The sequence below is a fragment of the Natronorubrum sulfidifaciens JCM 14089 genome, assembly GCF_000337735.1.
In the GTDB taxonomy this organism is placed as follows: domain Archaea; phylum Halobacteriota; class Halobacteria; order Halobacteriales; family Natrialbaceae; genus Natronorubrum; species Natronorubrum sulfidifaciens.
Window position 1 is genome coordinate 115,766 of sequence record NZ_AOHX01000043.1, and the last position, 19,591, is coordinate 135,356.

Annotated in this window: 21 protein-coding genes and 1 tRNA gene; 10 read left to right on the forward strand and 12 right to left on the reverse strand. The window is 62.8% G+C overall.

Going from position 1 to position 19,591, the window contains the following annotated elements; genetic code table 11:
* Positions 1-15: 15 nt before the first annotated feature.
* Positions 16-1,299, reverse strand: a complete 1,284-nt coding sequence (locus C495_RS13505; RefSeq protein WP_008163842.1) for an ABC transporter substrate-binding protein — start codon at positions 1,297-1,299, stop codon at positions 16-18.
* Between the two features lie 217 nt (positions 1,300-1,516).
* Positions 1,517-2,632: a Gfo/Idh/MocA family protein gene (locus tag C495_RS13510; RefSeq protein WP_008163844.1), complete on the reverse strand. Its 1,116-nt coding sequence runs from the start codon at positions 2,630-2,632 to the stop codon at positions 1,517-1,519.
* A gap of 278 nt (positions 2,633-2,910) precedes the next feature.
* Between C495_RS13510 and C495_RS13515 the strand changes: the two genes are divergently transcribed.
* Positions 2,911-3,603: a ThuA domain-containing protein gene (locus C495_RS13515; protein WP_008163845.1), complete on the forward strand. Its 693-nt coding sequence runs from the start codon at positions 2,911-2,913 to the stop codon at positions 3,601-3,603.
* Positions 3,604-3,665: 62 nt separating this feature from the next.
* Here C495_RS13515 and C495_RS13520 read toward each other — a convergent pair whose 3' ends face one another.
* A complete protein-coding gene (locus C495_RS13520; RefSeq protein WP_008163846.1) occupies positions 3,666-4,517 on the reverse strand; it encodes a translation initiation factor eIF-2B in 852 nt (283 codons plus the stop codon).
* Between the two features lie 450 nt (positions 4,518-4,967).
* Here C495_RS13520 and C495_RS13525 point away from each other — a divergent pair, with 450 nt between their 5' ends.
* The 4 genes from C495_RS13525 to C495_RS13540 all read left to right on the forward strand — a co-directional run bounded on the left by C495_RS13525 (position 4,968) and on the right by C495_RS13540 (position 8,730).
* Positions 4,968-6,233: a polysaccharide deacetylase family protein gene (locus C495_RS13525; RefSeq protein WP_008163847.1), complete on the forward strand. Its 1,266-nt coding sequence runs from the start codon at positions 4,968-4,970 to the stop codon at positions 6,231-6,233.
* 277 nt (positions 6,234-6,510) lie between these two features.
* Positions 6,511-6,831: a hypothetical protein gene (locus C495_RS13530; RefSeq protein WP_008163848.1), complete on the forward strand. Its 321-nt coding sequence runs from the start codon at positions 6,511-6,513 to the stop codon at positions 6,829-6,831.
* 63 nt (positions 6,832-6,894) lie between these two features.
* The gene (locus C495_RS13535) at positions 6,895-7,971 is read left to right on the forward strand and encodes an Mrp/NBP35 family ATP-binding protein (RefSeq protein ID WP_008163849.1); all 1,077 of its coding nucleotides are present in this window, start codon (positions 6,895-6,897) and stop codon (positions 7,969-7,971) included.
* Positions 7,972-8,106: 135 nt separating this feature from the next.
* The gene (locus tag C495_RS13540) at positions 8,107-8,730 is read left to right on the forward strand and encodes a uracil-DNA glycosylase (protein ID WP_008163850.1); all 624 of its coding nucleotides are present in this window, start codon (positions 8,107-8,109) and stop codon (positions 8,728-8,730) included.
* Positions 8,731-8,775: 45 nt separating this feature from the next.
* Here C495_RS13540 and C495_RS13545 read toward each other — a convergent pair whose 3' ends face one another.
* The gene (locus tag C495_RS13545; RefSeq protein WP_008163851.1) at positions 8,776-9,015 is read right to left on the reverse strand and encodes a hypothetical protein; all 240 of its coding nucleotides are present in this window, start codon (positions 9,013-9,015) and stop codon (positions 8,776-8,778) included.
* Positions 9,016-9,132: 117 nt separating this feature from the next.
* Here C495_RS13545 and C495_RS13550 point away from each other — a divergent pair, with 117 nt between their 5' ends.
* Together C495_RS13550 and C495_RS13555 are read left to right on the forward strand one after the other, a co-directional pair.
* Positions 9,133-9,906 (forward strand): hypothetical protein, encoded by a 774-nt coding sequence (locus C495_RS13550; protein WP_008163852.1) that lies wholly within the window; start codon positions 9,133-9,135, stop codon positions 9,904-9,906.
* 40 nt (positions 9,907-9,946) lie between these two features.
* A tRNA-Ser gene (locus C495_RS13555) sits at positions 9,947-10,030 on the forward strand.
* A 239-nt stretch (positions 10,031-10,269) separates the two neighbouring features.
* Here C495_RS13555 and citE read toward each other — a convergent pair.
* The 5 genes from citE to glmS are packed head-to-tail and all read right to left on the reverse strand — an operon-like array spanning position 10,270 to position 15,582.
* A complete protein-coding gene (citE, locus tag C495_RS13560) occupies positions 10,270-11,313 on the reverse strand; it encodes an L-malyl-CoA/beta-methylmalyl-CoA lyase (protein ID WP_006064515.1) in 1,044 nt (347 codons plus the stop codon).
* A 48-nt stretch (positions 11,314-11,361) separates the two neighbouring features.
* Positions 11,362-12,423 (reverse strand): 2-methylfumaryl-CoA hydratase, encoded by a 1,062-nt coding sequence (gene mch, locus C495_RS13565; protein WP_008163855.1) that lies wholly within the window; start codon positions 12,421-12,423, stop codon positions 11,362-11,364.
* Positions 12,416-13,690, reverse strand: coding sequence for a methylaspartate ammonia-lyase (locus C495_RS13570; protein ID WP_008163857.1), 1,275 nt, complete (start codon positions 13,688-13,690; stop codon positions 12,416-12,418). Before C495_RS13570 ends, mch begins: the two co-directional genes overlap by 8 nt.
* Complete coding sequence (locus C495_RS13575) at positions 13,687-15,126, reverse strand: methylaspartate mutase subunit E (protein ID WP_008163860.1); 1,440 nt, start codon at positions 15,124-15,126, stop codon at positions 13,687-13,689. Before C495_RS13575 ends, C495_RS13570 begins: the two co-directional genes overlap by 4 nt.
* Positions 15,127-15,582: a methylaspartate mutase subunit S gene (gene glmS, locus C495_RS13580; protein WP_049890352.1), complete on the reverse strand. Its 456-nt coding sequence runs from the start codon at positions 15,580-15,582 to the stop codon at positions 15,127-15,129. It abuts the gene before it with no gap.
* A gap of 137 nt (positions 15,583-15,719) precedes the next feature.
* Between glmS and mct the strand changes: the two genes are divergently transcribed.
* The gene (gene mct / locus C495_RS13585) at positions 15,720-16,892 is read left to right on the forward strand and encodes a succinyl-CoA:mesaconate CoA-transferase (RefSeq protein ID WP_008163863.1); all 1,173 of its coding nucleotides are present in this window, start codon (positions 15,720-15,722) and stop codon (positions 16,890-16,892) included.
* Between the two features lie 181 nt (positions 16,893-17,073).
* On the opposite strand, the gene C495_RS17340 is transcribed toward mct, so the two are convergent.
* From C495_RS17340 to C495_RS18140, 3 genes are all read right to left on the reverse strand, one after another.
* Positions 17,074-17,334, reverse strand: coding sequence for a hypothetical protein (locus C495_RS17340; protein ID WP_083902487.1), 261 nt, complete (start codon positions 17,332-17,334; stop codon positions 17,074-17,076).
* 276 nt (positions 17,335-17,610) lie between these two features.
* Positions 17,611-17,778 (reverse strand): hypothetical protein, encoded by a 168-nt coding sequence (locus C495_RS17965; protein WP_162471208.1) that lies wholly within the window; start codon positions 17,776-17,778, stop codon positions 17,611-17,613.
* A gap of 325 nt (positions 17,779-18,103) precedes the next feature.
* Positions 18,104-18,256 (reverse strand): hypothetical protein, encoded by a 153-nt coding sequence (locus C495_RS18140; RefSeq protein ID WP_008163866.1) that lies wholly within the window; start codon positions 18,254-18,256, stop codon positions 18,104-18,106.
* A 122-nt stretch (positions 18,257-18,378) separates the two neighbouring features.
* Between C495_RS18140 and C495_RS13595 the strand changes: the two genes are divergently transcribed.
* Positions 18,379-18,699 (forward strand): DUF5785 family protein, encoded by a 321-nt coding sequence (locus tag C495_RS13595; RefSeq protein WP_008163868.1) that lies wholly within the window; start codon positions 18,379-18,381, stop codon positions 18,697-18,699.
* Between the two features lie 98 nt (positions 18,700-18,797).
* Positions 18,798-19,559: a GTP cyclohydrolase III gene (locus C495_RS13600; protein ID WP_008163870.1), complete on the forward strand. Its 762-nt coding sequence runs from the start codon at positions 18,798-18,800 to the stop codon at positions 19,557-19,559.
* Positions 19,560-19,591: the final 32 nt, after the last annotated feature.

Consider the following 19,591-nt stretch of genomic DNA (forward strand, 5'->3'; position numbering starts at 1 on the left):
GCTCAGACAGTGCCGTTAGTCGAAGCTGTTGACGAGGTCGTCGTACGTCTCGTCGACATCCCAGTTGTCGATGAAGTTGGCGAACGCGCCCTCGATGTTCGTCTGGATCGATGGGATAACCGCCAGACCGTGTGCCATCGACGGCGGCTGTTCGGTCGACGCCTCGAAATCGGCCATCTGATCCTGCAAGAACGGCGTGAACGCTTCGTCGGAGACGTCCGTGCGCGGCGGAATCGAACCCTTGTGTGGGTTGAACCGCTCCTGTGCGTCGGCCGTGCCGGCGTACTGGAGGAACCGAACCGTCGCGTTCGGCGACGGGTTGTGTTTCGGGAAGACGAACGAGTCCATGTTCAGTGCGTACATGCCGTCGGTACCGGGGAACGGAACGTGGTCCCAGTCTTCGCCGTACTCGAAGCCGTCTTCGCCCTCGTACTGGCCGGCAGCCCAGTCGCCCTGATGGAAGAAGGCTGCGTCGCCGCGATTGATGTAGTCGCTCGCGTCGTCCCAGTCGTTGAGCGAACTCGCGTCCTCGTTGAAGTACTCGCGGTACTCGACGACGAGTTCGAGGGTGTCACGAACCTCCGACTCGACGGCCTCGACGTCGCCCTCGATGAACGATTCGTAGGCGTCGACGCCGTACTCGCCGAGCAGCACCTGTGCCCATAGCTGCATCGTCGACCACGCCGACTGGGTCTGCTGGGCCATCCCGACGGAGCCGGCGTCGTCGACAGCTTCCATCGCCTCGAGCAGGTCGCTCGGGCTCTCGAGCGATTCGGGGTCGACGCCAGCGTCGTCGACGACGTCGACGTTGTAAAACAGGTTGTTCAGCCGGTGGATGTTGATCGGGACGGCGACGAACTCGCCGGCGGGTCGGGAGACCTCGATCGGGCCGTCGAGATACGCTTCTTTCATCTCATCGCTCCAGACGTCTTCTTCGATGTCGTAGAGCAGGTCCTCGTCGGTGTAGTCGATCAGCGCCTGACCGGGCCAGATCTGGAACGTGCTCGGTGGGTTCTGATCGACGACACGGTTTCGGATGTCGGCCTCGAGTGCGCTCCCTGCGCCGCCGGGCGACGGCGAGGAGTCGACCTCGATGTCGGGGTACTCCGCTTCGAAGCCCTCGACGAGCGCTTCGAACGCCGCTTCCTCGCCACCAGCCGTCCACCAGTGACCGATCTCGAGCGTTTCGAACTCGTCGGGGTCGTCCTCGAGCAGTTCGTCGAGGTCTTCGGCCTCATCGCCGCCACCGAGACAGCCGGCGAACGCGGCGAGTCCGACAGCACCCGTTGCTTGCAACACGGTCCGTCGCGATCGACCGTTTCCTGTAGAATTTCTTCGATTCATAGTCAACCTTCTATCGTGATATTGAACGGTAACACGGTCTTAACAGCTTTGATGTGTATTCACACTACAGATACTGTTGGTAACAATTCATGTAGTGATCGTTAGGCACGCAAAACAGCCGGGGCATGCCTCGACGAGCCACCGCCAGCACCCATGCGTATCGGTTCGGGTCTTAGTTGGTTCGGGCCCGCTCTTCGGCGGCGATCTCGATCTCTTCGAGCGTCGTCGCCCGTCCGGTCTCGCTCGAGCGATAGATCGCGTCGATCACGCGCTGGACAGTGAGCGCTTCCTCGAGGGTGTTCGTCTCGGGCGGGGACCCCGTCGCAACGGCCTCGAGGAACTGGGCATCCTGTTCGGTGTAGCCGGTCAGCGACGAGTCGCCGGTGAGCGTCACGTCGGCGTAGTGGTCGCCGCCGGCGGTGCCCGTCTCCAGAATCTCGAGCTCCGTATCGCCGATATCGAACTGCGCGCCGCCCTCCGTGCCGCGAATTCGGAAGTCCATGCTCTCCTCGCGGTTGGTCGCCCACGCGGCCTCGAGCGAGATCGTCTGGCCCTCGGCGGTACGGATAAAGGCGCTGACGGAGTCGTCGACCTCGTAGCGTTCGTTCTCGGCGTCCCAGTTGTCGCCGAACCCGTCGGGGTCGGCGTACTCCTCCTCGTGTCCGAACGTCGTTCTGGCGACGCCCGACACTTCCGTGATCTCGGGGAACTCGAGCGCGTAGAGGGCGAGATCGAGCGCGTGGACGCCGATGTCGAGCAACGCGCCACCGCCGGCGAGTTCGGGATCGGTAAACCACGAGCCGGGACCGGGAACGCCACGGCGTCGAACGTAGTTCGCCTCGATGTGGGTGAGCTCGCCGAATCGGCCGCGTGCATGGTATTCATCGAACATCGCCATCGATGCGGCGTGGCGGTTGTGAAAGCCGACCATACAGATGCCGCCCGTGGTCGCTGCCGTCTGTGCGATCCGTTCGGCGCTCTCGAGCGAGTGGGCGAGGGGTTTCTCGACGAGCACGTCACAGCCGGCCTCGAGGGCGTCAACCGTAATCGGTTCGTGAAACCGGTTGGGCGTCGTCACGATGACGGCGTCGACGGCGTCGTCAGCGACGAGTCCGTTGTGTGTTTCGTAGGTCGTTGCACCGAACTCGTCGGCAAAGCGCTGGCGTTGGGCGTCGACGAGGTCGGCACCGGCGACGACATCAGCGCCGAGTTCCGTGAGACTTTGTGCGTGGAGATGCCCCATCCCGCCGAGGCCAACGATCCCGACACCGATGTCCAGCCCGGTCATCGGCAACTCACCGATAGTCGATCGTTCACGCCGGCCGTGTCGGAAGAAATGATTGATTTCGCTGTCGTTTGCGTTCGATCCCGGTCCATACGCTGTGGCAGTCGGCGACCAAAATAAGCGTTATGACTGATTAATCCCGACTATCTTTCCTGACTTTTCACGGTGGCTAGTTATATAGGATATATATTACGTATTGGTTCTAATAATTGTATATTTTAAAATGACTGTCTTGATCATATACCGGCCGGGCTAAGCGGGTGGCCACCGATGACAGACCGATGGCCACAGTCACGATCTGGAACGAGTTTCGACACGAACGTGAAGACGACGATGTCGCAGCGGTCTACCCCGACGGCATTCACGAAACCATCGCGACCGGACTCGCCGACCACGACGTCCACACCGCAACGCTCGAGGACCCCGAGCACGGCCTCACCGAAGCCGTCCTCGAGGCGACGGATGTCTTACTCTGGTGGGGCCACGAGGCTCACGACGAGGTCGATGATGCCGTCGTCGAGCGTGTCCGGAAACGGGTCCTCGAGGGAATGGGGTTTATCGTCCTTCACTCGGGGCACTACTCGAAGCCGTTTCAGCGCCTCATGGGAACGACCTGCAGTCTCCAGTACCGCGAGGACGGCGCGACCGAACGGCTCTGGATCGTCGACCCCGGCCATCCGATCGCCGACGGACTCGATGAATCGATCGAGCTGCCACGGACCGAGATGTACGGCGAGCCGTTCGACGTCCCCGAACCCGACCGGCTGGTGTTCGTTAGCTGGTTCGAAGGCGGCGAAGTGTTTCGCAGCGGCTGTTGTTACCGACGCGGGAGCGGTCGGATCTTCTACTTCCGGCCGGGCCACGAAACGTATCCGATCTACGAGCACGAGGCCGTCCGACAGGTGCTCCGAAACGCCGTTGACTGGGCGACGCCGACCGACGGGTCGCCGCGGACGTTCGGCGAACGCGACTGATCACTGACCTCTGTCCGACAGTCTCACTCGAGGCGGACGATACGGAACCGACCGCCGAGGTATCAGAACTCGTGGTGGCCTTCGTCCGTGATGACGCCCTCGAGCAATGAGACCGGCGTCGCGTCGTACGCCGGGTTTTCGACGGCGAAGCCGTCGGCGGGTTCGGGCATGACCTCGCTACCCGTTCGGAACTCGTTTTCGAAGACGAACCCTTCAGTGACGATTTTCGACGCCGAGCCGAGAACGGTCACCGGCACGTCGAGTTGGTGGGCCGTCGCCGCAATCGGGAACGTGCCAACGCGGTTGTACAGCTTGTCGTCGACGATACAGTCCATGCCGACGACGACGCGGTCACACTCCTCGAGGTAGACGCCGTGAGCGCTGTCGGTGATGAGCGTGGTGTCGAGCTCGTCGATGTCGGCCAGCGCTCGCGCCGTCTTGCGGCCGATGTACCGCGGGCGGGCTTCCGTGATGTAGACCTCGAAGGACTTGCCGGCCTCGACCGCTTGCTCGATGGCCTCGAGGACCGTCGAGGAGTAGTCGTGGGTCAACAACGTCGCGCCGTCCTCGAGTGTGTCGACGGCGTTTTCGGCCGCGAGCCGTTTTCCGGATTCGACCCGAGAGATGACCGCGTCGATCCGCTCTTGGGTGTACTGTTTTGCCTCCTCGACAGTGTCGAGGTCGGCGTCGCTGACGTCGGCAACGACCTCCCGAACTGCGTTCTGGAGCGATGCATGTGAGGGGTTGGCCCGCCGCAACACCGTCCCGTTGCGCTCGAGCGACCGCGTGTACTCCTCGACGGTTGCAAACTCCCGCTCGAGCAGTTCCTCGAGTGCCCGTGTCGCGTTTACGGCCACTACCGAGGAGCTGTGCGTCTGCATTTCCTGAATCTCCTCGACCGTCTCGTCGATCATACCTGCATGGATTCCCGTGACCGCAAAAGGTGTTCCGGGTGTCGGTACTAACCGTTCGGTGAGTAATGATCACGGCCCTTCCCCTGCACGTCGAACGATAGGCGGTTCCAAACCCGGTCTATCGGCGTCACTACGAACAGTAAGACCATCGATCAGTCCGAATAGCGATCCCTTTCATGCGCTGGAAACGACAGCGAGTCACCGTTTCCCACCTCGTGGTGTCAGCTCTCGGTTTCTGACCACCCATCTCGGTCGAATCACGGCCGTCAGCCCAGCAGTCCGACACACGACACCGGTCGCGGCTCGAGTGGGCGAAGCCGGACGACTGTCGGCTGCGTGTCGGTTCCGTCCGGTCGGATTACTCCGTCTCTCGACACTGGTGGAATTGGGCGGGCTGTGCTATCCAACGAATAACAAATCGGGTGGGTGGGTTCGAGCCGTGACGTACCAATGGACCGACGAAGCTATCTTGCAACAGGACTGGTGGTCGCCCTCGCTGGCTGTACGGAACTCGGCAGTTCGGACGAGGCAGACGCAGAAGACGACCCAAGCGAGACGGACGACGATCACGGATCGAACGGCGATGACACCGACGGCGAAACGCCCGAACTGGCTGGCACGTTCGACGACTTCGAAGACCTCAGCCAGTGGGAGGCGTTTCAGGGAATCGGCTCGATCGAAGCGGATACCGACCGCTCCTACGCCGGGTCGCAGTCGGCCCGCCTCGAGCCCGACGACGAGGGGCAGGTTCGCGTTCGCCGCAGCCTCGACGATCCCATCGACGTCTCGGACGTCGTTCCCGGCATCGCCATGACCGCTAGTGACCGCGGGGCCGTGCGGATTCAACTCCAAGACGAAGACGGCGACTACATCGAATACAGCCAACAGGTGCTGGGCGACATGCCGCTGGTTCGAAAGAACTTCGGCGTCACTCGCATTCGGGGCGAACCCGACCTGAGCGAAGTCATTGTGTTACAGGTCATCTGCTGGTTCGGTGATGACCGCGACGAAGCGCTGTGGGTCGACGACTTCCATTTCGTTCCCGACACCGATTCGGGGAAGGTCATGCTCCAGTTCCACGGCGGATACGAGACCCATTACACGGAGGCGCTGCCGATCCTCGAAGAGTACGATCTCACCGGAACGACGTTCGTCCCGACCGACCGAATCCGCGCCGATGTCGCCGTCGAGGGAGACCGACTCACCCGTGATCAGGTCGGCGAACTCGCCGACGCCGGCTGGACGATCGGCAGCCAGTCGGCCCGTGGTGCCCAGCTCGCTGATACCGACGCGTACGGCGACGATCTCGAGTCGAACATCACCGACCCGATCGACTGGCTCGAGGACGAGGGGTACGACGACGGCGCTCGGTTCTTCGCGTTCCCCGGCTCGGTGTACACCGAACGACCGTACGAACTCGTCCAAGAGCACTACGACCTCGCGTTCGCTGGAAACGCCCCGGCGCAGGGATACGCGGGGAACCCACATCTCTGTTCGCTGGCCACCAGCCCCGACCCCGGCGAGGCAACGGAACTGCTCGAGTGGACCGCCGAGTGGGGTGGTATCACGAGTATCGCGTTCTATCAGGTCGACGATGAGAGTGTGCTCACCGCACTCGAAGAGACGGCGTCCACCCTGCGCGACCTCGAGGCAGACGGCGAACTCGAGGTGATCACGCCCGCGGAGATGGCCGACAACTACGTCTACACCGAGTGACTTCTCCCACGACTAAAGTCGTGGGCTTCCCCCACTGAGGGTTAGGCCCACGTCGTCTGGGGAGTTCGCAGGTTCCATCTCACCGTTGGTTCCTTTGAGTACGACCTGCGTTTCGGGCTGAGCCACAACAGCCCCCACCGTCGATAGCGGACTCTGAATGTTCTTACCGACGGCTCGTTTGCCGATGTTCGTCGCGCCATTCTTGTAACCGTCGAGACGGCCGCTGCCCTGCCACTCCGGCGAACGATATACGGTCTCGAGGCACCTAGGGTCGGTAATGACTGTGTCCGTCCGATACACCTGCCCCCACTGTGACGCCGTCGTGACCCTCGAGCGACCGCCGGACCTCGCCGATCGATCGGTCACGAAACTCTCCCAGCCGGGCTGGGAGTATGCGACACCCGACGATCCGGATCGTGAGTCGGCCGACGGCATCGCCTTCGTCTGTGGCGACGACGACGTCACCGACCTCGAGGGGACACCCATCGAGGGCTGTGGCCGACCCTTTTATCTCAACTTCGTTCGCTTCGAGCAGGGCGTCGAACTCGAGCCGAACCCGGCGACCTACGGCGGCCCGCGCTTCGATTTTAACGGGTAACCGGTTTCGGCCGCTCTCTCCCGCGAACACAACCCTTTTCGAGGGCGGGTCCTACCTCCGGACATGGACGAAACCGCCGTTCGCGACCGCCTCCGGACGGTCGATGATCCGGAACTCGGTGACGATATCGTGTCGCTCGGACTGGTCAACGACATCACCGTCGACGGCAAACAGGTCGACATCGATCTCGCACTCGGTGCGCCGTACTCGCCGACGGAGAGTTCGATCGCCGGCGAGATCCGCGACCTGCTCGTCGAGGAGGGCCTCGAGCCTGACCTCTCGGCGAGCATTCCGGATCGGGATGAGCTCACGAGCGAGGAGCAGGTCCTTCCGAACGTCAAAAACGTCATCGCGGTCTCCTCCGGAAAAGGGGGGGTCGGCAAATCGACCGTCGCGGTCAACCTCGCCGCCGGACTCTCACAGCTTGGGGCCCGCGTCGGCCTGTTCGACGCCGACGTCTACGGCCCGAACGTGCCGCGGATGGTCGACGCCGACGAGCCACCGATGGCGACCGAAGACGAAACCCTCGTGCCACCCGAAAAATACGGCGTGAAGCTGATGAGCATGGCCTTCCTGACCGGCAAGGACGACCCCGTCATCTGGCGTGGGCCGATGGTCCACAAGGTCATCACCCAGCTCACCGAGGACGTCGAGTGGGGCCATCTCGACTATCTCATCGTCGATCTCCCGCCGGGCACGGGCGACACCCAGCTGACGATGCTCCAGACGATGCCCGTCACGGGTGCTGTGATCGTCACGACGCCCCAAGACGTCGCCTTAGACGACGCCCGAAAGGGCCTCGAGATGTTCGCCGAACACGACACCATCGTCCTTGGGATCGCCGAGAACATGTCGACGTTCGCCTGTCCCGACTGTGGCGGCGAACACGACATCTTCGATTCCGGCGGCGGCGAGACGTTCGCCGAGGAACACGAGATGCCGTTTCTCGGCTCGATCCCGCTCGACCCCGTCGTCCGCGAGGGCGGCGACGGCGGCGAGCCAACCGTCTTGCGGGACGACGACGACACCGCCGACGCGTTCCGGACGATCACCCAGAACGTCGCGAACAACACCGGGATCGTCCACCGACGCAACGTCTCACAGACGAGACGCAACGAAGCCGTCTCGAGCGACCGATAGGCACCGCGAATCGGCCCGATTCGGTCCGGCAGTCGACCGCTCCGGTCACACGCCGGCAGCCGCGTCATTTTTGCGAGCGCGCTGCTACACTCGAGTGTGGACGCATATCAACGCTCTCGATCGAACCCCTACGGCATGGACGAGTCGTGTCGGAACTGTCCGGCATTCTGTGAGACCCGCACGCAGGTCGTCCACGGCTACGGCGACGTCGGTGCGGACTTCTTGTTCGTCGGCGAGCGCCCGACCGCCAGTGCGGACGATGTCGGCGTGCCGTTTGCGGCCGCCCCCGGTAGCGAGACGGCGGCCGACCGCGACGAGTCGGGAACGACCCTTCGGCGACTGCTCGAGCGACTCGGCCTCTGTGATTCGACCTCGCCGATCGACCAGCCCGTCCTCGAGAACGCCTATCTGACCCATCTCACACGCTGTCGCGATCCCGATCGGACGCCGACCGACGAAGAGGTCGGCAACTGCGAGCCCTTCCTTAACGCCGAAATCCGCTCGATCAACCCCCACATTCTCATTCCCGTCGGCGAGCGCGCCCTCGCCGAACTCGGTAATGAGTATACGACGATACCTGCCGACGAACTCGCGTTGCCGGACGACCACGGACGTCGAATCCGTGGCCGCGGCTTCGAACTCGTGCCGATGATCGAGCCACACGAGCAGTCCACCGAGCAAACGCAGGCGTGGCTCGAGGCGTTCGTCGAACTGATGGCGTCGGATTATCGCCAGACGAAAGGACAGCGGAGTCGATAGTCTCGGATTGGGCCGTGACGAACGGGCGCGAAAAGCGGTGTCCGGTTACCAGTACGGTCCCTCACGCCACTGCTTCGATCGCGCACCGAGCGCGATCAACGCGCCGACGACACCGACTGTGACCGCCAACACGGCGGCCGTCGGTGCGAGATACGCGCCGGTTGACTCGAGGACGACACCGTCGACGAAGCCCCAGCCGCCAAGCACTGCGAGCCCGGCGACGACCAGCGCTCCGAGAAGCCCGACCGAGCCGGGTACTGTTCGTGCTACTGCGTGGTCTTCCATAGCCGACTGCAGACACCGCAGTACTATAATTCGTCCGGCGACGAACCGAATCGGTGCTGCGTTCTTCGTGCGCCGATAAGCGCCGCGTTCAAGAGTCACGCCGTCCGAACACCGCACATGATCGTCGTCGTTCCGGTCGACCCACCTCGAGCCGGACTCGTGTTGTCGTCGCTCGTCGAACAAACACCCCTGACCGATGCCGAAGCGGTTCGACTCTACGAAGCAGCTGTCAGCGACGTCTGTTGGGCCGTCGACGCCAGCGGCGGCGAGTTGCTCGTCAACTACCGCGACGAGACGACGCTCCCCGAGACGTTCGCCGACGGGGACGCCAAAGCCGAGATCCGAACGCTCGTCGCCGACGCGCTCGGTGATCTCGAGGCGCCCGACGACGACGGGCCACACAGCGACGACGGTGTTCGATTCGAGCGACAGGTCGGCTCGAGTCACAGCGCCCGCATCGGCAACACCGTCACTCACCTCCTCGAGCGCGAAGACGCGAGCAGCGTCGGCGTCCTCGAGCCGACGGCCGCGCTGGTCGGTCGAACCCAGATCGACGGCGCAGCGATGTCGATCCGCCGCCACGATGTCGTCCTCGGCCCCACTGTGGACGGACGGGTGTATTTCGCCGGCTTCAGCGAACCGATCGACTTCACCGACGTCTACGCTGGCCCGGAACTGCCCACGCTGGCGACCCGTGCCGACGAGGCCGGACTCGGAACCGGGTTCGCCCCGATGCTCCCAACCATCGCAACGCCGGCTGGACTGCGATCGACACTCGGACTCCTCGAGGCGCGCCGAACTGCCGGTACACCGGGTGCTGCGGCGACGGCAGCCGTCGTTGACGACCTCGGATTGGGGATTGGGGAGGATGGCGCGCTCGAGCGATCGTAACCGATAACCCTTTTTGACCGGACGGAAAAGAAGGCAGTGAGGTGGGGTGGCAGAGCGGCCCAACGCGGTTGCCTTGAGAGCAACTGGCTGACAAGCCTCATGGGTTCAAATCCCATCCCCACCGTTTTCAGCGAACAACTGCGACGAACGGAGTGAGGAGCACGTGAGCGGAAAACGACACGTTGGGATTTGAATTAGACCGAGGTTCTGCGCTTTGCGCAGGTTCTCGGGCGTGGTTCAAATCCCATCCCCACCGTTTCAATAACAATCCAGACTCGAGCAGTGCAACAGCTGTCGTCGCATCGCTATCGACTCGAGCCAGCACAAAAAAGACGACTCGAGAAGGAAGCCGTCGGACCGCGGTTACTGGTAGGAGAGCTCGAGGGTGCGAGCGCGCTCGAGCAAGTCCGCGTCGTAGTACTCTTCAGTCTGCTCGGGGCGAGTGTCGTCGATCGCTCGGACCTGCAGGATCGTGTTGCGGAAGACCTTGAACGTCGCTTCGTCGACCATCTGGCCGTCGAGGGTCACTGCGCCAGTCCCCTCAGCTTTGGCTTCGTTGAAGCGCTCGATCTTGCTCACGTCACGCTCGAGTTCCTCGGGCGTGGGCATGTGGACGGTGTTGGCCTGAATCGTCTGTTTCGGATACAGCGACCACGAGCCGTCGAGGCCGAGGTGGGCTTCGTGTTCGACCTGGTCGGCGTAGGCGTCGGCGTTGTAGTAGGTCAGGCCGGCGCGCTCTTTGAACAGGTCGTCGAACGGGCCGCCGATCGAGAGGAGGCCGCCCGCGCTGGCCTCGTTCGAGAGCGCCTCGAGCAGGCCGTCCCAGCGTGGGCGACCGTCGCCGAGGTCTCGAGCGCCGAGTTCGGCGGCGTAGTCGACGGGACCGAAGACAAGTGCGGTCAGTCGGGACTCTTCGCCGAACTTAGCGATTTCGCGCAGATCCGAGCGAGCGCGGCCGGTTTCGATGATGATCGAGAGCTTGATCGAGCCGTCGGCGTAGCCGTGTTCGGCCTCGGCTTCCGCGACGACTTCAGCGGCTCGTTTGACGTCCTCGACGCGGCCGACTTTGGGGACAACGACGCCGTCGAGTTCGTCGCCGATCTCGCCGACGAGCTGGTCGATCTGTTCGCGGCCACGGTCACGGAAAGAGGCGTCCTCGTAGCTCCACTCGACGCGGGGCCAGATCTCGCCGGGGAAGTCGTACTCGGGGACGAGTTCGATCGTGTTCTCGAGCCCTTCGTCTTTCATGTTCGGCGCGGTGCCGTCTTCCATGTCCGGGACGAGCCAGTCGGGGGCCTGGAACCCCTCGGCCTCGAGGCCCGAGCGGAGATATTTCGCGGAGTCGTCTTTCGGAACGGCGGCCGGTGCAGTCTGGAACGTTCGGCAAAGTCGGATGTCGTCAGTCATGTCTGTGAGTTCGTAGTTGTCTGCGTGCGATTATGATGTTCGATCGTGTTAGTTAGAACGCTTTTGGATTTCCGCCGTGCGTGTCCCCGAGTAGACAGGTTCGTCGTCCTGATTGAACGCGATGTGTTCGAAGGTGACAGTGCCTGCCTGCTCGCTCGAGGCGTTGTCTTCGGCCGAGAGCACACGCGTAAAGGCGTAGACGGTGTCGCCGACGGCGACGAACGTGTGGAACGATTCGTCGTCGAAGCCGACCTCGCGCCAGGTCTGCTCGTCCGAGCGAGCGTGACCGAGCGCCGTCGAGCGGGTGACGTCGCCGTAGGTGACGATGTCGCCGGATGGCGACTCGGACATCACGTCGACGTTGTGGTGTTGTTTGGCCGTGTTGAGCGTCGACAGTGGAAGTTGGGCGACGGTGACGTCGTCCTGCGTGCGGCCACGCTCGTGGCGGTAGGCGACGGCGGCGTTCTCGCCGTCGGCGTCCTCGAGTGCAGCCTGGAAGTCCTCGAAGTAGCCACCGTCGGGCGTGATGAACTCCTCGGGGAGGTCGGGGCCGTCGTCGGCTTCGGTGGCCGCCGCGCCACTGCCGTCGGTCGCAACGGGCTCGCGCCGTGGGATCATGTTCGTCCGTTCGTACGAACACACCACCTCGCCGGTTTCGGCGTCTTTCCCGCGGGTTCGCCAGCTAACGATGCCGTACTCGGGACGGGAACTCGAGGTCGCCGTGTTGACGACTTCGCTTTCGACGTGAAGTTCGGTCCCGGCATACACCGGCGCTTCGGGGAAGCGGACGTCCGTTCGGCCGAGGAAGTAGCCGCCTTTCTCACTCAGGTCCTCGACGGTGATGCCCAGCGTCGCCGCCGTCAGGTAGTCCGGATGGATCGGTGGCTCGTCGTAGCCACGAGCCTCGGCCGCATCGGTTCGCCAGTAGGCTGGGTCGTGGTTGAGCGTCTGGCCCATCCACTGTTCGTTGCCGAACTGGGTGAGCGTGAGTCCGGGGTCGTGTTCGATGACATCGCCTTCCGCGAAGTCCTCGAAGCAGTTGCCCTTCTCTTTGGTTTCGACCTGTTCGAGTGCCTGTGCGAACGTATCGGGATCGGTCCAATCAGTCATCTGCAGTAATCTCGTCAGTCTCGGTCTGTTGGTCTCGCTCGCGGCGTGCGATCGTGCGTCGCATCTCGTTTTCGACGATCATGTACCCCTCGTCGAAGCCCATGCCGGGCTTTGCGAGTGTCTGTGCGGCATCCGTCGCGAGGGCGACGTGAGCGCAGGCACGTGCGGAGGTTTCCGTCTCGTTGCAGGTCCCGCCGAGATAGGCACGGGTGTCGGTCCCCTCACAGTAGCGGACCGCCTGGCCGCTCCGGTGAATGCCACCGAGGTCAGGAGTTTTGATCTGCACGAGGTCGGCTGCGCCAGCGTCGACGAACGCTTGGACGTCCTCGAAGGTGTTACACCACTCGTCAGCGACGATGTCGACGTCGACATCAGCCGCCTCGAGTCCCTCGCGAAGTTCGACCATCGCCGCGATCTGGTCTTCGCGGTTGCCGACGTCCATCGGCCCCTCGATCTGGAGCGGATAGGGCGCAGCGGCCTCCTCCAAGGCGGCGAAGTAGTCGACCACTTCATCGCGGTCGTAGGGGCCGCCGAAGATCTCGCCGATCATGCCGTAGACGTCGATGTGGAACCGGGGATCGTAGTCGTCGGGCCCCAACTCTTGAGAGCGGTCGGTGAGCCACTCGACGTACTCGAGTAAGGTCTCGCCGTTTTCGCCGATCTTCTCGACGCTGTTGATCAGCGCGTGGGGGAGGACGGGAACGCCCTTGACGAACATCTTCTCGGTGTTGTTGTAGCGGTCGTCACCGGACTGGCCGAAGACAGGCACCGGCTCCGTTGCGGGCTCGGTGCCAAGCGCGTTGGCCATGACGTCCGTTTGCGTCGTGTTTTCGGCTTCGGCGGCTGCAGCGAGCAGCGCCTGCGAGACGCCATACCGGATCGCCGTATGCAGCCGATCGCCGTCGACCTCCATCTCCTCGAGCGTCTCCGCGTTGTCGAGGAAGTCGGTCGCATCGCGACCGACGAGTTCGTCGGCAACAGGGCCCTCGATCACGGGGGCGTACTCCTCGGCTTTGAACAGCGGGTCGCGCCCGCCGGCACCGGAGTACTGGACGGCGGCACAGTCACCGCGGACGACGGTGCTGTCCTCGAGTTCGATGTCGACGATGATCGACTCGCCGGCCTGTCGGATCTCGTCGAAGCCGTCAGTGACGGGCTCGCCCACGTAGGTGAAGCCGTCGTGTTCGGCACCTTGCTTGATCGCGCGCTGGTCGTCGAAGAAGAACCCGGAGTAGCCGGGCGTTGCGTATATACCTGTAATCTTCATAGTTTCACGTCACCCTGCGGGCGACCGATGAGTTTGCCGTCGCTGATCGCGTCGACGTCGTCTGCGACCATTCGGAACGACTGTTTGCGTCCCTCGGTGTCAGCACGTTGGGAGAGTCGCGCCTTGTGGATCTCTTTGATATCGTCGTCCATCGCGAGGTCGGCCCACTCGAAGATGCGGACGCGACCGTCGTCGTCTCGAGCCGGGAGCACGGCCCCTTTCGCGCTGTCGCTGGGGGCGAACGGAACGTCCAGAGCGCCGGAGTCGAAGGCCTTGAGCGTCCCCTGCACCACGTCGCCGTCGCCGTGCTCGAAGATGGTGTCCATCAGACACCGCGTCTCGCGCTCGATGAGGTCCTGTTCTTCCGCGATGCCATCGATGTCGATCTGCTGTTCGATGGCCATGTCGATGACCTGACGCGTGGTGCGTAGGCCGGCGGAGTTGGCTTCTTTCGTTGGAACGCCCTGGAACTCCTGTGGGGACTTGGTAATGACCTTGTCCGGCTGGGCGATGGCGGCGGTCATGCCACCGAAGCTGATGACGCCGTTGGCGCGGGCCTCATCCGGCGGGAAGCCGCCCATCCACTCGTGGAAGACCGTCGTAACGACGACCTCGTCGGGCAGATACTCGTTGCCCAGCTTTTTCAGGGCGTTCAGGGCGGCGACGTCTTGGACGACGTTGCCGACCTGCCCGTAGCCGAGCGTGATCGAGCGCACGCCCTGTGTCGCGGCGAGTTTCCCCTCGACCAGCATGACCGCAATCGCGATCGACGGCGGGACGAGCGTCCCCGTGAGGGGACCGAACGGCTCGCGGTTGATCCGCACGCCGCGTTCGGTGTAGGCCCCCGCCAGTCGGTCGACGAACTGCCAGCGCTCGATCGTTTCCTCGAGCCCGTGGCGTTTCGTGTAGGGGATGTTGTAGGAGATGGGGCCGCCTTCGAAGCTCTGGAAGCCGCCCGCGAAGGTGATCGCGGCCAGCAGCCGGGCGTCAGGCGTGCCGTGGCGAACTTCGATCGGCGCGTCGATCGCGTCGATCAGTTTCCGACAGCCGTCGACGCCGTGGTTGACGGCCGGGAAGCCGTTCAGGGTATCGTCGCCCGTCTCGCGGGCTTTCTCGAGTCCCTGTTGGGCTTTCTCGTACTCGTTGTCTCGCGTGTACGAGTCGATCGTGGTCGGGAGGAGATCCGCCTGCCCTTCCTTGTGGAGATATTCGAGGAGTTCGATCTGATCGTCGAGCCGGGGAACGCCGGCTCGTGGCTGCAAGAGCGGCTTGTCGGCCGACTCGAGGACGTCCGCGAATCGCTTGTGGTCGGGCAGCGACTCGTGGTATGCGATGGCATCCTCGAAGTCGACGTCGGCGCCGGTGTGCCAGTCGGACCGAATCTCTTCGTCGATACGCCGTAGCTCGTCGGAGGGAATACGTTCGTCTCGTATCATCTAGGAACTGATAGTAGCGCGTTCCGACTCGGTCGGTGTAATCTGCAGGTCCTGGCGAAGCGCTTCGATCGCGTCTTCGGAATCCGTCTCGGAGTCGAAAACTCGGTCGAAACCGAGCTCTCGGAACGTCTTTCGAGTCTGCTCGAAATCGTCCTGCCCGACGGCGAGGTTGCCACCGATGTAGGTGACTGCATCGACGCCTGCGTCCTCCAAGACGCGGTGGAATCCCTGACAGTCCTGCTCGGCGTGGCCGTAGAGCGAGGAGACCAAGACGGCGTCGGCGTCGTGGTCTACAGCTGCCTCGGCGAACTCCTGCTGGGAGGTTTGGACACCGAGGTTGACAACGTCAAAGCCTGCTGCACTGAAGGCCTGCTCTAGGATTGTGATTCCAACGACGTGAGCATCGGAACCGATCACGCCGAGGACGACCGTTTGGGACATCGTATGCAAAACCATGAGGAACACCCCTATAAAGTTAATGATCTTCCATGATAATACTCCTTAAATCTCCTAACATCGTCCCAATGAGACGATCTAACAAAGTACATGATCGATGGTAAGGGTTTAGGTTCTGGTATCGAAACTGCTCGTACATGGGAGCGCTTTCGAACCTCCGTGTGCTTGATCTGACCCAGGTGCTTGCTGGGCCGTACTGTACAATGTTACTCGCGGATATGGGCGCAGACGTCGTCAAAATCGAGCGCCCCGGAGGGGACCTCATCCGATCGAACCCGCCGTTCGTCGACGACCCTGACGAAGAGGCCTACGGCGGCTACTTCCAGAGTGTCAACCGCGGCAAGAAGAGCATCGAGCTCGACTTCGGCGACGAGGAGGACCGTGCGGACTTCCTCTCGCTCGTCGAAGAGGCCGACATCGTCGTCGAGAACTATCGTGCGGGGACGATGGAGAAGTACGACCTCGGCTATGAGACGCTGACCGAGTACAACCCGGACCTCATCTACTCCTCGATCCGTGGCTTTGGTGACCCACGCACGGGCGAAACGGATCGACAGGGTCAGCCATCCTTCGACCTTATCGCGCAGGCGCTCGGGGGCGTGATGGAGATTACAGGTCAAGAAGGCGGCCCACCGACGAAAACCGGCCCCGGCGTCGGCGACCTCTTTACCGCGACGCTGAACTGCATCGGCATTCTGGCGGCGGTCAACCACCGCGCTCAGACCGGCGAGGGCCAGTACGTCGACACCGGTATGTACGACTCGATGCTCAGCTTCACCGAACGTGCGATCTACCAGCAGTCCTACACCGGCGAGGCCCCCAGCCGACAGGGCAACTCACACCCGACGCTGTTCCCCTACGACGCCTTCGAAACGAAAGACGGGTACACCGTCATCGCCGCCTTCGGCACCAACCACTGGAAAGAGGTCTGTGCGGCGATGGGGCGGGCGGAATTGGCCGAAGAGTACCCCACCGCAGCCGACCGCCTCGAGCACCGCGAGTCGCTGCGCGAAGAGATGGCCGCCTGGACGGCCGAGTTGACCAACGACGAACTCATCGACACCCTCGAGGGTCGTGTTCCCGTTGCGCCGGTCCAGACGACCGAAGAAATCTTCGAGGACCCACACGTCCACGCCCGCGACATGCTCGTCCCCGTCGAACAGCCCGGTGCCGACCGCGAGGTCGAGATTGCTGGGAATCCGATCAAGATGTCCAAGACGACGCCCGAACCCCGCGGTCGCGCCCCGCTACTCGACGAACACCGTCAGGAAGTGCTTGGTGACGACGCCGAGACGACGGCTGACGACTGAGACGGATTGCTGTCCCGATGTCCCGCCGATCGCCAGCATGGGTCGGCAATCGGTGGTAATTGATTACAGAAAACCGTCTGACGGGTGCGTCGGCTGACGAGCATAGATTCGTTCGACTCCGTGTTTTCTCTGCCAAGCAGTTCCGACACTCGAGGGCGTCCGGTGACTGAACGACGGCCGATTACGGGGACTCGAGGGCGTCCGGTGGGACACGACAGCCACATGGCGAGACGACTCCCTCGGTTGGCCCAAAGACGGTCACCATCCCAGCCGCCGACCCACAGCTGGGACAGTCAAACCCGCCCGTGGTCTCGGACTCGCTATCTCTGGCATCAGGGGTGGGGTTCATGTCCATCGCGCCCGCCGCGTCGACGCTCGGTGCCGGTGTCGTACTGACTGGGCTCGAGACGACTGTTGTGTCCGTCTTGTGGGATGATTCCATCCCGGGTATGTGTGTGAGAGCATGGCTTCAGACCGTTCGGTTGGAAGCCACGTCTCGGGTGTTCCACCGCCGAGGCAGTTCAAGACCCCGTGCAGAGCGGGCTTCCGTTCTCACTGTTGTTTCGATACCCGTTATATCTATCGGCGATTTCCGTAGACAACGCCTTCGAGGCCCTGGTTCGACTCGAGTATCGTCGTGTACCCATCCAAACGATCTGGAGCCGCGACGGACGGTCACTGCACACACATCGCACGACAGCGGTCAGTATCAGTGGTTTCAGTTGGGACGATAGTCCGACCGAAAGAGTTCGGGTGGCACGTGACAGCCACAGGGGGAGGCAATGGCTTCCGTCGGCCCGATTACCGTCAGCATCGTCATCGCCGCTCCACAAGACGAACAGTGGGTCACCGATTCGTCGGTCCCGGAGCCGTCAGCTACGTCCATCTGTCCCTCCGTGTTCGCCGGTCGAGACGGTACACCCGCTGACATGAGCGGGGGCGTCGATCGAAACGATCCAAGCGTCGGACAAGCGGGGCAGCGCTCGAGAGTCGGTGTGTAGTCATGGCGTCGATCCCGTCCAGACTGAAAGCCACAGTTCGAGCGGAACGGGCGGGCGGTTCGCACTCGCTGGGAGCTCGCGACTTTCGTTCTTGATGTTTACTCGCGGAAACTTATAACTATCGCAGATTGCCAACACCAATCGAGAGTTCGAGTCAGTTGCGAGGACTCGGCCCCCACTGTCGCGACCGTGTGCTCAGCGAAAACCGAACTACTCGTTGTTCGTCTCCTCGGGCAGATGATCGACACCGCACGCTTGCAGCACCTGCCGGACGTGGAAGTCCTTCTCTTCGGGGTCCGTTTCCGCGAGCGCTTGCTCGAGATGTGCCGTACATTCGTCACTGAGTTGCCTGTTCGAAGCCATCTCGCTCACTGCTATCACAGCGAATGACTAAACTGTCACGGCAACTCGACGGCTCGTCCGGTTCGCACTCGAGTGACAGACGGAGAGTAACTCTTTTGCGGGACCCCTACACACGTTCCCGTATGGACTGGCCACACGATCCCGACGGAGAGCAAGGCAGCGAAGGGATGCGCAAGTTTGACATGCGGATCATCGCCGACAAAGTCGACGAGGAAGCGGACTTCCCGCTCGATCGCGACGAGTTCGTCGCCGAACACGGCGACGACCCGATCCGAATCAACTACAAGCGGGTCGTTCCCATGAGCGAAATCTTCGAGTACATCGAGGACGAGGAGTTCGAGACGATTCTCGATATGCATAAAGCGGTCGGCGCAGCGATGCGCGCCGGTGACTTCTGGGAGTACCACCCGAAAGGTGCCAACCCCGAGAAGAAACACGCCTAACTGTCGGCTCGAGAGACCCGACGGTCGACTTTTCGACGCGCATCACGAATCTGGATTACGTATCACTTATACGATGGCGTTCGAAAGAATCGGTCACCGTGACTAATACGCAGGTGACGCTCTTTCAGATCGACAACTACGGGCCATGGACGGTGACCCCGGAGCCACGGAGGGAGGCAGACCTCCAGACGCTGCAGTCCCGGCTCTACGCCGACATCTCCCAGTTCGTCGGCAACCGTGACGGCTACGTCTTTTTCACCCGCTTCGATAACATGGTCGCCGTGACGAACGGCTGCTCGTTCGAGGACCACGAACTCCTTCAGGAGTCCGTCGGTAACCGCTACCCAGTGACGCTCAGCATCGGCGTCGCGACCGGTACGAACCCGGTTCAGGCGCTCGCCGACGCGACGGCACGCGTCCAAGAGGCTGGCAGCGCACAGGACAAGACCCGTCGGGAGTGTCTCGAGGGCCGGGTCATCGAGGACGGCCACCGAACTGACGACGACGTCCAGATCGCGCATTTCGACGTCGTCAACGCGACCGGCCAGTACACTGACGAACTCAACGCCTTCGATACGTTCATCGAGATCGAACAGGGGTATGCAGAGCTCATGCGACACATGCGCTATGCCCACGACAGCCTCTCGTTTTTCGTCGGCGGCGACAACATCATCGTCGTCTGTCCGGACCTCGAGGCAGCCGACTACGAGGAGGCGATCCACCACGTCAACGACGCCGTCGATGTCGAGTTGCAGGTCGGAGTCGGCCGCGGTAAGAGTGCCCACGACGCCGGCTTCGCCGCGAAACACGCGCTCGAAACGTGCCGTGCCGACGGCACCCGTGTCGAACTCGAGTTCTAGACGCCTCGAGACGGCGAATCACGAACCTTCGA